The sequence below is a fragment of the Chitinimonas sp. genome, assembly GCF_041904975.1.
Taxonomy (GTDB): Bacteria; Pseudomonadota; Gammaproteobacteria; order Burkholderiales; family Chitinimonadaceae; genus Chitinimonas.
In genome coordinates this window covers 1-10,413 of sequence record NZ_JAYRLZ010000148.1, presented here as the reverse complement: position 1 = coordinate 10,413, position 10,413 = coordinate 1, and the positions used below count along the sequence as shown (strand labels likewise).

The 10,413-nt window shown below is 58.0% G+C and carries 11 protein-coding genes and 1 tRNA gene; 10 read left to right on the top strand and 2 right to left on the bottom strand.

What is annotated here, in order from left to right:
• The 8 genes from ACE3OH_RS13950 to ACE3OH_RS13915 form a co-directional block, all read left to right on the top strand.
• Positions 1 to 473: M48 family metalloprotease (locus tag ACE3OH_RS13950; protein WP_374353900.1), on the top strand; the 473-nt coding region annotated here is incomplete at its 5' end.
• Between the two features lie 35 nt (positions 474 to 508).
• Positions 509 to 823 (top strand): 4a-hydroxytetrahydrobiopterin dehydratase, encoded by a 315-nt coding sequence (locus ACE3OH_RS13945; protein ID WP_374353898.1) that lies wholly within the window; start codon positions 509 to 511, stop codon positions 821 to 823.
• The gene (rsgA, locus tag ACE3OH_RS13940) at positions 816 to 1,679 is read left to right on the top strand and encodes a ribosome small subunit-dependent GTPase A (protein WP_374353894.1); all 864 of its coding nucleotides are present in this window, start codon (positions 816 to 818) and stop codon (positions 1,677 to 1,679) included. The genes ACE3OH_RS13945 and rsgA overlap by 8 nt, the downstream gene beginning before the upstream one ends.
• 105 nt (positions 1,680 to 1,784) lie before the next feature.
• The gene (gene rpsU / locus ACE3OH_RS13935; RefSeq protein ID WP_374353891.1) at positions 1,785 to 1,997 is read left to right on the top strand and encodes a 30S ribosomal protein S21; all 213 of its coding nucleotides are present in this window, start codon (positions 1,785 to 1,787) and stop codon (positions 1,995 to 1,997) included.
• 238 nt (positions 1,998 to 2,235) lie between these two features.
• A complete protein-coding gene (locus tag ACE3OH_RS13930) occupies positions 2,236 to 2,676 on the top strand; it encodes a GatB/YqeY domain-containing protein (protein WP_374353888.1) in 441 nt (146 codons plus the stop codon).
• A 68-nt stretch (positions 2,677 to 2,744) separates the two neighbouring features.
• A complete protein-coding gene (gene dnaG, locus ACE3OH_RS13925) occupies positions 2,745 to 4,610 on the top strand; it encodes a DNA primase (protein ID WP_374353885.1) in 1,866 nt (621 codons plus the stop codon).
• 173 nt (positions 4,611 to 4,783) lie between these two features.
• Positions 4,784 to 6,718, top strand: a complete 1,935-nt coding sequence (gene rpoD / locus ACE3OH_RS13920) for an RNA polymerase sigma factor RpoD (RefSeq protein WP_374353882.1) — start codon at positions 4,784 to 4,786, stop codon at positions 6,716 to 6,718.
• 8 nt (positions 6,719 to 6,726) lie between these two features.
• Positions 6,727 to 6,803, top strand: a tRNA-Ile gene (locus tag ACE3OH_RS13915).
• A 49-nt stretch (positions 6,804 to 6,852) separates the two neighbouring features.
• Here ACE3OH_RS13915 and ACE3OH_RS13910 read toward each other — a convergent pair.
• The gene (locus tag ACE3OH_RS13910) at positions 6,853 to 7,866 is read right to left on the bottom strand and encodes a tyrosine-type recombinase/integrase (RefSeq protein ID WP_374353879.1); all 1,014 of its coding nucleotides are present in this window, start codon (positions 7,864 to 7,866) and stop codon (positions 6,853 to 6,855) included.
• A complete protein-coding gene (locus ACE3OH_RS13905; RefSeq protein WP_374353876.1) occupies positions 7,859 to 8,500 on the bottom strand; it encodes a hypothetical protein in 642 nt (213 codons plus the stop codon). Before ACE3OH_RS13905 ends, ACE3OH_RS13910 begins: the two co-directional genes overlap by 8 nt.
• 357 nt (positions 8,501 to 8,857) lie before the next feature.
• On the opposite strand from ACE3OH_RS13905, the gene ACE3OH_RS13900 reads away from it, so the two are divergent.
• Together ACE3OH_RS13900 and ACE3OH_RS13895 are read left to right on the top strand one after the other, a co-directional pair.
• Positions 8,858 to 9,163 (top strand): hypothetical protein, encoded by a 306-nt coding sequence (locus ACE3OH_RS13900; protein ID WP_374353873.1) that lies wholly within the window; start codon positions 8,858 to 8,860, stop codon positions 9,161 to 9,163.
• Between the two features lies 1 nt (position 9,164).
• On the top strand, positions 9,165 to 10,413 hold a 1,249-nt coding region (locus ACE3OH_RS13895; protein ID WP_374353870.1), incomplete at its 3' end, for a replication endonuclease.

Sequence of the window (10,413 nt, the reverse complement as noted above, 5' to 3'; positions counted from 1 at the left end):
TGTTTTTCGATACCCTGGTGGAGCGGCTGGAGCCGATCGAGGTGGAAGCCGTACTGGCGCATGAGCTGGGCCACTACAAGCGTCGCCATATCATCAAGCGGATGGCGATGATTTACGGTAGCGGCCTGCTGACGCTGGCCCTGCTCGGTGTGCTGAAGGACGCCAGCTGGTTCTATGCCGGTCTGGGCGTGGCGGCGCCCTCGACGGCGGCGGCGCTGTTGCTGTTCTTCCTGGCTCTACCAGCCTTCACCTTTCCGTTTGGCTGGCTCACCAGCTATGGTTCGCGCAAGCATGAATACGAGGCCGACGCCTATGCGGCAGAAGTCAGCGAGGCTTCGGCGCTGATTTCCGGGCTGGTGAAGCTGTATCGCGACAATGCGGCAACCTTGACGCCCGATCCCCTGCATTCGCTGTTTTATGATTCCCATCCGCCTGCTTCCTTGCGCATTGCGGCATTGCGCGCCGCGGCCTGATCGGGCGGTATCAAGAGATTCTGGAGAAAACACCTATGTCACTCGCCCAAGAGCATTGCCCGGCCGTGGTGCCGGCCCTATCCGACACAGAGCAGCAAGCGCTACTGGCACAGCTCGATGGCTGGTCGCTGGAAGCCGGCAAACTGGTCAAGACCTTCCACTTTGCCGATTACCATCGCACCATGGCGTTCGTGAACGCATCGGCCTGGGTGTCGCATCGTGAAGACCATCATCCCGAGCTGCATATCAGCTATAGCAGCGTGCGCGTGGCTTACGACACCCATTCCTGCAAGGGCATCAGCCGCAATGACTTTGTCTGCGCTGCCAAGCTTGATGCACTGAATGACTGAAGTCGCCCGCATTATCCAGTCGCACGGCAAAGGCTTTGTGGTTGACCTGGCCGGGCGGCGCTATCGGGCGACGGCACGCCGCAAGAAGACCGACTATGCCGTTGGCGATAGGGTGGAAGTTAACGTACTCAATGAAGAGCAGGCGGTGATCGAGCAGGTACTGCCGCGCAGCAGCCTGCTGTACCGCTCGGATGCTTTCAAGGAAAAGCTGATTGCCGCCAATGTGACGCAGATCGCTATTGTGCTGGCGGCAGTGCCAAGCTTTTACGAGGAGTTGCTGAGCCGCTGCCTCGTTGCAGCGGAAGATGCCGATATTCGTGCCCTGATCGTGCTCAATAAGGCCGACTTGCCGGAGACTGCGGCGGCGCGGCCGATCATTGCGCCTTACTGCACGCTGGGTTACCCGATGATCGAATTGTCGGCGAAGACCGATGTGGCGCCGCTATGGCCCTTGCTGGCGGGGCAGACCACGGTATTTGTCGGGCAAAGCGGTATGGGCAAGTCCACCCTGGTGAATGCCTTGCTGCCGGAGGCGCGGGCGCGTACCCGCGAGATTTCCGAGGCGCTGGATTCCGGCAAGCACACTACCACTCACGCCACGCTATATAGCCTGCCCAATGGCGGCGAGCTGATCGACTCGCCCGGCTTGCAGGAATTTGGCATGCGCCATTTGCGGGTGGACCGGATGGCAGCGCTGTTCCCGGAGTATCGCCAGTATCTGGGCCAGTGCCGCTTCCATAACTGTCGGCATGATCGCGAGCCGGACTGTGCCCTGACGGCGTCGGTGGCCCGCGGCGAAACCTTGCCGCAGCGCCTGCAATTGCTGCGCAAGCTCACCAGCGAGTGTGGCAAGTAGAAAACAACAGCAAAAACAGGCTTTTAATTGTGGCGGCGGGCTGGTATCATCGCCGACTCAATTTGCCTATTAACCCTCAGACTTACGAAAGCAGGACTGATATTCATGCCTAGCGTACGCGTTAAAGAAAACGAGCCGTTTGAAGTCGCCATGCGCCGCTTCAAGCGCGCGGTGGAAAAAACCGGCCTCCTCACCGAACTTCGTGCACGCGAGTTCTACGAGAAGCCGACCACCGAACGCAAGCGCAAGCTCGCTGCAGCGGTCAAGCGCCATTACAAGCGCATTCGCAGCCAAATGCTGCCGACCAAGCTGTACTAAGCTTCGCGTCGTTTTCGCGTACTCACGCGACTCAAGGCCGTCAGTTTATACTGGCGGCCTTGTGCTTTTGGGCGCTGGAAATGGTCTGTTTTCTGTCTGGCCGGCTGCTGTCTGGCAAGGATCAGGCAGCGATTTTCGGGAGCCTCAATGAGTCTGATGCTGCCTTGGCTGATGTTGCTGGCTTGATTGCTGGTGCATGACCGGGTTGTTCTTGAATGCAATTCACTGTGAGTTTGTCATGAGCCTGAAGCAACGCATTACCGATGATATGAAGACCGCCATGCGCGAGAAAGATACTGCGCGCCTCGGCACCATCCGCCTGTTGCTCGCTGCCATGAAGCAGCGCGAGGTGGATGAGCGGATCGAGCTCAGCGATGAGCAAATCGTCGCCATCATCGACAAGATGAACAAGCAGCGCCGCGATTCGATCAAGGCCTATGAAGATGCCAGCCGCCCTGATCTGGCGGAAATCGAAAAGGCCGAGATGCTGGTGCTGGAAGCCTATATGCCGCAACAGGCGGATGAGGCCGAAATCCAGGCGGTACTGGAAGCCGCCGTTGCCAGCCATGGTGCCACGGTTGCTGCCATGGGCAAGATCATGGCTGATGTAAAAGCCAAGCTGGCCGGGCGTGCCGACCTGAGCAAGGTCTCGGCCTTGGTGAAGGCGCGTTTGGCTTGATGTGTGGCTGGGTCCGGCCGAGGCTCGTCCTTGCCGGGTTCTGATTCTCCACCACGCTGCGCGAAACTATGGCCCGCATCCCGGACGAGTTTGTTCACGACTTGCTCAACCGCCTTGATATCGTCGAGGTGGTGGAGCGCTATCTGCCGCTGAAAAAGGCCGGGCAGAACTATTCGGCCTGCTGCCCTTTCCATAAGGAAAAATCGCCTTCGTTTACCGTGAGTCCGACCAAGCAGTTCTACCACTGCTTCGGATGCGGCGTGCATGGGTCGGCCATTGGCTTTGTCATGGAGTACGAAGGCCTTGGGTTTATCGATACGGTCGAGAAGCTGGCCGAGTCGATCGGCATGCAGGTGCCGCGCAGCGAGGCGCGGGCTGATGCGGCGCCGCGTCGCCAGGCGCAGACCAGTCTGGTCGAGCTCAATACCCGCGCCATGCACTTTTATCGCGAGCAGCTCAAGCTCAGCAGCAAGGCAATCGACTATCTGAAGCGCCGGGGCCTTTCCGGGCAAATCGCAGCGCGTTTCGGCCTTGGTTATGCGCCGGATGACTGGCATCCGCTGGCGCTGTGCTTCAGCGACTACGCCACCAATCCGCAGCTGGGTGAGGTGGGGCTGATAATCGACCATGCCGACAGCGGTCGGCGCTATGACCGCTTCCGTGATCGCATCGTCTTTCCCATCATGGATGGCAAGAGCCAAGTGATCGGCTTTGGTGGTCGCGTCATCGACCAAGGTGAGCCCAAATACCTGAATTCGCCGGAAACGCCATTGTTCCAGAAAGGCCTGGAGCTGTACGGCCTGCCGCAAGCCCGGCAGGCGATCCGTGCGCAAAACTGCGTACTGGTGGTGGAAGGCTATATGGATGTGGTGGCGCTGGCTCAGCTCGGTGTCGAGTATGCGGTCGCAACGCTGGGAACGGCCTGTACGCCGGATCATGTGAAAAAGCTGCTGCGCATGGCTGATCGCGTGGTGTTCAGCTTCGATGGCGACAAGGCCGGTCGCAAGGCGGCCTGGCGCGCACTGGAAAACTGCCTGGCGCTGGCCAGTGATGGCAAGACCCTGAGTTTTCTGTTCCTTCCGGATGAGCACGACCCGGATAGCTATATCCGGGAGTTTGGCAAGGATGCCTTCGAAGGCTTGCTGGAGCGCGAGTCCTTGGGTCTGGTGGCTTTCCTGTGCAAGGAATTGGCTGGCCAGGTCGATTTGTCGACTGATGAGGGCCGTGCCCGCTTCCTGCATCTGGCCAAGCCCCTGCTCGAGCAAATCAAGGCGCCGGCCTTGAGCGTATTGCTGCGCAAAAAACTGGCAGACATGACCGGGCTTGATAGTGGCGACGCCATGCAATTGCTCGGCGGTGCGGCGCCGGCGCCGGCTCGTTCGGCCGAGCCGCGCGCAGGTAAGGCTTTCCGATCGGCCAAGCCCGCATGGCAGAAAAAAACGGGCGAGTGGCGGCGTGGTCGCGACGAGGGCGAGCAGGGGGTGCCGCCGCCCGATGGCCCGCGCGAAACCACTGATCTTGCTTTCGAGCTCTTGCAACTGATGGTATTGGCCCCACGTTTAGCCTTGGAGCTACCGCAGCACGCCTTGCCTGCCGACCCGCAGGGCGCGGCGCTGAAAGCGATTGCAAGGCTGGTGGATCTGGTTGCCGAAATGCCTGAGCCGCCTGCCAGCGGGCATCTATTGGAGCGATTGCGAGCAGAGGCCTGCTTTGACGTGGTCAACAAGGCGTTTGTGAAGGCGAGAGCCAGTTATCGCGAAGATGATGAGCAGGTGCTGGCTGATGCCTGGCAGCACACCTCGGCACGTTTCCTGTTGTTGATGGAAAAGCCCAATGCGGCGCGCCGTCTGGCGGAATTGGCAAGGATGGACTTTTCCGCCATGAGCCAGGAAGAGCGCCAGGAGTACGGACGCTTGGCCCTGCTCGGGCGATAAAAAACCGGGAAGGTTGTTGCCCGGCCTTCTAGACTGAATACCGGCCGCAAGGCTGGGCCGGTTTGTGGCGTAGCAAGAGAAGTGATTGTTTTTGATTGCACAATTGCTGCTAATTAACAGCGATTCGTGATATTATTCCCCGTTTCCCTGTACCAGTTTCGAGACCCAATCCGATGGCGGCAGATCAAGAACTCGACAAGTCAGAAGCCAAGCGCGACGCAGAGCCGCGTCTCGATAGCGAGGCGCGCAAAGCCCGCTTCAAGAATCTGATCGTGCTCGGCAAGGAGCGTGGCTACCTGACCTACGCCGAGATCAACGATCACTTGCCCGAAGATATGCTCGATGCGGAGCAGATCGAAGGCGTGATCAGCATGATCACCAATATGGGCATTCAGGTTTACGACGAGGCGCCCGATGCCGAATCGTTGCTGATGTCCGATGCGACGCCGGCTGCTGTGGCTGATGACGATGTGGCGGAAGAAGCCGAAGCGGCATTGTCCACCGTTGACTCCGAATTCGGTCGCACTACCGACCCGGTGCGCATGTATATGCGTGAAATGGGCACGGTCGAATTGCTGACCCGCGAAGGCGAAATCGAAATCGCCAAGCGTATCGAAGACGGCCTCAAGCACATGATCCAGGCGATTTCCGCCTGCCCGACTACCGTGGCCGACATCATCGGCATGGTGGATCGTGCCTTGAAGGATGAAATCCGTATCGACGACGTGGTGGATGATTTTATCGACCCGAACGCCGTCGAAGAAGAAGCCGCACCGCCCGCCGAAATGGTCGAAGGCGACGAGGACGATGTCGCCATTGAAGGCGCCGACGAGGAAGAGGATGAAGATGGCGACGGCAGCGCCGCTGCAGCCGCCAACCTCGAAGAGCTGAAGAACAAGGCGCGCGAACACTTCGATGTGATTCGTGACCTGTTCGACAAGGCCACCAAGGCGCTGGTCAAGCATGGCTCGCACAGCAAGCAGTATCTGGTGCTGCAAGAGCAGGTATCGGCCGAGTTCCTGAAGATCCGCTTCTCGGCGCGCCAGGTGGAAAACCTGTGCGACAGCCTGCGCACCATGGTCGACGAGATTCGCGGCTACGAGCGCGAAATCATGGATATCTGCGTGCAGAAGGTGAAGATGCCGCGCGAACACTTCATCAAGGTGTTCCCCGGCAATGAAGACAATCTGGAATGGGTGAGCCAGGAAATTGCCGCAGGCAAGCCTTACTCGGCCATTCTGGAGCGCTACCGCCATGCCGTGACCGAAAAGCAGTCCAAGCTGGCCGAGCTGCAAAAGAACGCGATGATCCCGATCAAGGATCTGAAGGAAATCAATCGCCAGATGAGCACCGGCGAGGCCAAGGCCCGCCGTGCCAAGCGCGAGATGATCGAGGCCAACTTGCGTCTGGTGATCTCGATCGCCAAGAAGTACACCAACCGTGGCCTGCAATTCCTTGATCTGATCCAGGAAGGCAATATCGGTTTGATGAAGGCGGTGGACAAGTTCGAATACCGTCGCGGTTACAAGTTCTCGACCTATGCCACCTGGTGGATTCGTCAGGCCATTACCCGCTCGATCGCCGACCAGGCGCGCACCATCCGTATTCCGGTGCATATGATCGAAACCATCAACAAGATGAACCGCATCTCGCGGCAAATCTTGCAGGAAACCGGTCTGGAACCCGATCCGGCCACCCTGGCTGCCCGCATGGAAATGCCGGAAGACAAGATCCGCAAGATCCTCAAGATCGCCAAAGAGCCGATCTCGATGGAAACGCCGATCGGTGACGACGACGACAGCCACTTGGGCGACTTCATCGAAGACCAGAACAATCTGGCCCCGGTGGATGCAGCTGTGTATGCCAGCCTGCGCGATGCCACCCGTGACGTCCTCGACACGCTCACCCCGCGCGAAGCCAAGGTGCTGCGCATGCGCTTCGGCATCGAAATGAACACCGACCACACGCTGGAAGAGGTTGGCAAGCAATTCGATGTAACGCGTGAGCGTATCCGCCAGATCGAGGCGAAGGCGCTGCGCAAGCTGCGCCACCCGACCCGGTCGGAGCGGCTGAAGAGCTTCCTGGATTCGTTGTCCGGCGAGGCCTGATCAGTTTCGGGCCTGTAGCTCAGTTGGTTAGAGCAGAGGACTCATAATCCTTTGGTCCAGGGTTCAAGTCCCTGCGGGCCCACCAAAAAAACAAGGGGTTAGCGTAAGCTAGCCCCTTGTTCTTTTCCGAAGTGTCAACGAAGTGTCAACTGAGAAAGCGGATTCAGCGTCCGTACTTCGTTCATATGCTCTGGCGAGAGGTGCGCGTATCGCATCGTCGTCTTCAATTCCGTGTGGCCGAGCGTTCGCTGTAGCGCCAAGATGTTGCCGCCGTTCATGATGAAGTGACTTGCGAACGTGTGGCGAAGCACATGCGTTAGTTGACCTTTTGGCAGCTCTATCCCCGCGCGTTCGATGCCATCGCGAAATGCTGAATAGCATGAGGCGAAAAGGCGGTCATTTGATCGCCCTGTTCGCGCAATCAGCATTTCGGACAGCGCATCATCAATTTTTACCGACCGGGCCTTGCCCGTTTTCGTCCTTGCGAACTCGATTGCATCGGGCCTTATCTGAGAAGTCCGCAGACCCTCAGCTTCATTCCATCGAGCGCCCGTCGCTAGGCAAACTTTCGCGACATCGACGACATCGGGATTCCGTCCGTTCGTCAATTCCTCAAGTAGCGATGCGCATTGATCGAGCGTGAGAAACGAGAGCTCGTTTTCCTGAATTTTGAAGGAACGGACCTTTCCCAACGGGTTTCCGCCTGACCACTCGCCCAATTCCTCCAGGCGATTGAAAACGCTGCGCAAGTACGCATGTTCTCTGTTGATGGCATTTGCTGAAATTCCGGCGTCAAGCCTCCGCCCACGGTAGGCAGTAAAGTCCGTCGCTGTCAGCTTGTCAGCAAACGGGTTTCCAAGTGCGTGCGCTAGGTTGTCCAGTCGCTGACGCGTATTCCGGCCGGCGCGTAACTCGCGGCCATGGCTTTGCCACCATATTTCGATCAGGTCGGTTAGTCGGCGCACTTCTCGCGTCGGCTTCGGGCTCCACTCGGGTTCTTGCTGGACTTGGCCGTTCACCCAAGTTTCCCATTCCAGCGCCTCTCGCTTCGTGGCAAAGGTTTTGCGGAATCTTTTGGCTCCCCGGCCGCCTGGCTGGATATCAGCTATCCAGCCGCCGTTTTCTTTACTTTTATTTCTCTTAATCATCCCGTGCTATCCAGTGCAGGTCGTACAGGCGCTGATGCTGTGTTCGTGGGTCTTGGCCCAGCATTGTGCTGCCGAGCGTCTCAGGCATTCCGGGCAAAGTCTTTCCCCTGAGTTCCAGTGTTGCAGCGCGCTTTTTTTCGCGGCGCTCGAAGATCTCCAATAGTTCGCGGTACTCAGGCGTCTTCGCCAGGCGATACGCAATGTCAACGAGATTCGACCCAATCCAGTGGGCCAATACCTTGATGCGACTTATAGCCGCCATCCGCTGCTCATCGTTTGAGCTATCGACTCTGGCCTCTGCAAATAGGCGGTCCTGCAATTCGAAGCAGCGCCGGAAGTAGGTCTCTGCCTCAGGCTTTGCCGCATAGAGGCGCTCAGGAAACGTTAACGCGTTCATTGGCGCTATATGACCGTTAGAGGCATCAGTAATCCCGGTAGCTAGCCAAAATGCATATTGGGGTTGCCAACGACAGGCCGCTTGCAGCATGTCCGATGTTACACGCTGTCTTCTCGCAACTACGGCTTTCCATCTCTGTGCCGAAATGCCTGTTTCTGCCTCTAGCCCCCGCCAGAATCCATAGGGTTCTCCAGTCTCCTGAAGCACCAATGCCAAGCGATCTTCAATGTTACTCATAGTGGGGTGCTCATTAATGTGAATTTATACAGTAGTTATGACTTGCAAATTTTACTCGTACTCTTGACAAGCGGGCAGGGCTTTGCGTATTGTCCAAGTCATACAAATTGTAGAAGTTCATTACAAATGATAAATAGTGAAAATTTCCCGTTTGCGCCCCCGTTGTGCACGATATCCAAATTTGCCGAGCTAACGGGATTAGGCGAACGCGTTGTCCGCGAACAGGTATCGCGCGGCTATTGGCCTGTCGTCAAGGTCGGGAAGTACGCCCTCATCAACCTCGCAGCAATCCAAGCCGATTGCCTCGCCAAACGATTGTCCAGCTAGTCGATCCACCCACCAAAGGAGATGATGTAAATGAGCACCCCAGCCCCATCCAAGCATGTCAACCGCGCGATCCTCAGCGGCCGCGTCAACGCCGTCCGCAAGTCCGACGACGCGATTTTTACTGAAGTGACGCTGCCATCGGCCGACGAATACTCAAGTCCGGCAGTGGTCGAAATTCGTTCGAAAAAGCGTCTCGGCCAGGTCGGCGAAACCGTTGAAATTCCAGTCGCCTGCGGCGGCTGGCGTGGCAAGGTGTTTCAATACACCGACCGTGAAACCGGCGAGCGCCACTCACGCCGCCCAGTTGTCAACGCTTACGCTGCGATCGAAGACTAGGATGCTGTCGCCGTCCTCAATCGCATGGCGTCGTCATGCCGGCCGTGAAGATCGGGCCGGCTGGCACACGGCGTGGCTATCCCGCGTGCCACGCCAATTCGCCCGTGCCGCACAACGCCAGTACAACGCGTTGTTGTTCGCAGAGCGACTTGACGACGGTGATGCACGTCGCGCAGCAAACTATCATGTGCAGGAAGTTCGCGACCACTTCGACGGCCTCGCAGGTGCGCTTGACCTGACAGCTTCCGATTCGGAAATCAGGGACACGGCAAAACAGATCGTCGAGCAAATTCTGTCGATGCGTCGGCTGCACCAAGGCCACGACTTCGAAGCCTTTCTGAACGAAATCACGCTGTTTCTCGCTGAACGCGAGGTCTATCTGAGCGACAGTGAGGATGCTGGCGAATGCGCCACCCTGCTGCCAAAGTTGGGCAAACGCGGGGTGACGCACGAAACGGTTTACAAGCGGCTGACTGACGAAGGATTTTGGCGCAGGGCCCTCTTTCGTACCATCACGCGAAAAGGAGAGGCGGAGTCTATTCGTGCCGGCCTGGTTAATCAGAAAGCAAGCCTGTACGTTTCGGACGAGACCCTAGCCCGATTTCGCACCCGGCGCTGCCGCAATAGAGAGCTACTTGAGTCACTGATCGCAGTCAACGAGCTGGGCGAGAAATTCACCCTGGCCGAGCTGGCTGACGTGTCTGTATCGAACCCGGAGCTGCGGCGCGCAGAACTGATGACGCGGATCGTTGGCTTTGAGACCATCGCCAAAGCGCTAGGCCACGCCGGTCTATTTTTAACGATTACCTGCCCAAGCCGATTCCATGCGTTCAGAAAGTTGAAGCACGGTAAGGTCGTTCAAAAAAATGCCGCATATGGTGGCGCTACGCCACGCGACGCCCAGCGCTACCTCAGTGGCGTCTTTTCGCGTATCCGTTCGCAACTATTGCGGCGTGGCATTGCGCCATACGGCTTTCGCATAGCGGAGCCACATCATGACGGTTGTCCGCATTGGCACTTGCTTTTGTTCGTGCCTCAGCATCAGGCAACCGAAATGGTGGAGGTGTTTCGTGATCACGCAACCAAAGCTGATCGGGAAGAGCTGGCGCGCACAGGGGATGATCCAAGGTTTCGCGCAATAGCGATCGACTGGCAGCGTGGTTCAGCGGCCGGCTATGTCAGCAAATACATCTGCAAGAACATCGACGGGCGGAAAGCCACGGGCGAACCGATCGGCCTGAATTTCGATG

Excerpts from the sequence above, each read along its gene's own strand:
- ACE3OH_RS13945 (WP_374353898.1), top strand. The coding sequence starts at position 509 with ATGTCACTCGCCCAAGAGCATTGCCCGGCCGTGGTGCCGGCCCTATCC.
- rsgA (WP_374353894.1), top strand. The coding sequence starts at position 816 with ATGACTGAAGTCGCCCGCATTATCCAGTCGCACGGCAAAGGCTTTGTG.
- ACE3OH_RS13910 (WP_374353879.1), bottom strand. The coding sequence starts at position 7,866 with ATGATTAAGAGAAATAAAAGTAAAGAAAACGGCGGCTGGATAGCTGAT.
- ACE3OH_RS13900 (WP_374353873.1), top strand. The coding sequence starts at position 8,858 with ATGAGCACCCCAGCCCCATCCAAGCATGTCAACCGCGCGATCCTCAGC.
- ACE3OH_RS13905 (WP_374353876.1), bottom strand. The coding sequence starts at position 8,500 with ATGAGTAACATTGAAGATCGCTTGGCATTGGTGCTTCAGGAGACTGGA.
- rpoD (WP_374353882.1), top strand. The coding sequence starts at position 4,784 with ATGGCGGCAGATCAAGAACTCGACAAGTCAGAAGCCAAGCGCGACGCA.
- dnaG (WP_374353885.1), top strand. The coding sequence starts at position 2,745 with ATGGCCCGCATCCCGGACGAGTTTGTTCACGACTTGCTCAACCGCCTT.
- rpsU (WP_374353891.1), top strand. The coding sequence starts at position 1,785 with ATGCCTAGCGTACGCGTTAAAGAAAACGAGCCGTTTGAAGTCGCCATG.
- ACE3OH_RS13930 (WP_374353888.1), top strand. The coding sequence starts at position 2,236 with ATGAGCCTGAAGCAACGCATTACCGATGATATGAAGACCGCCATGCGC.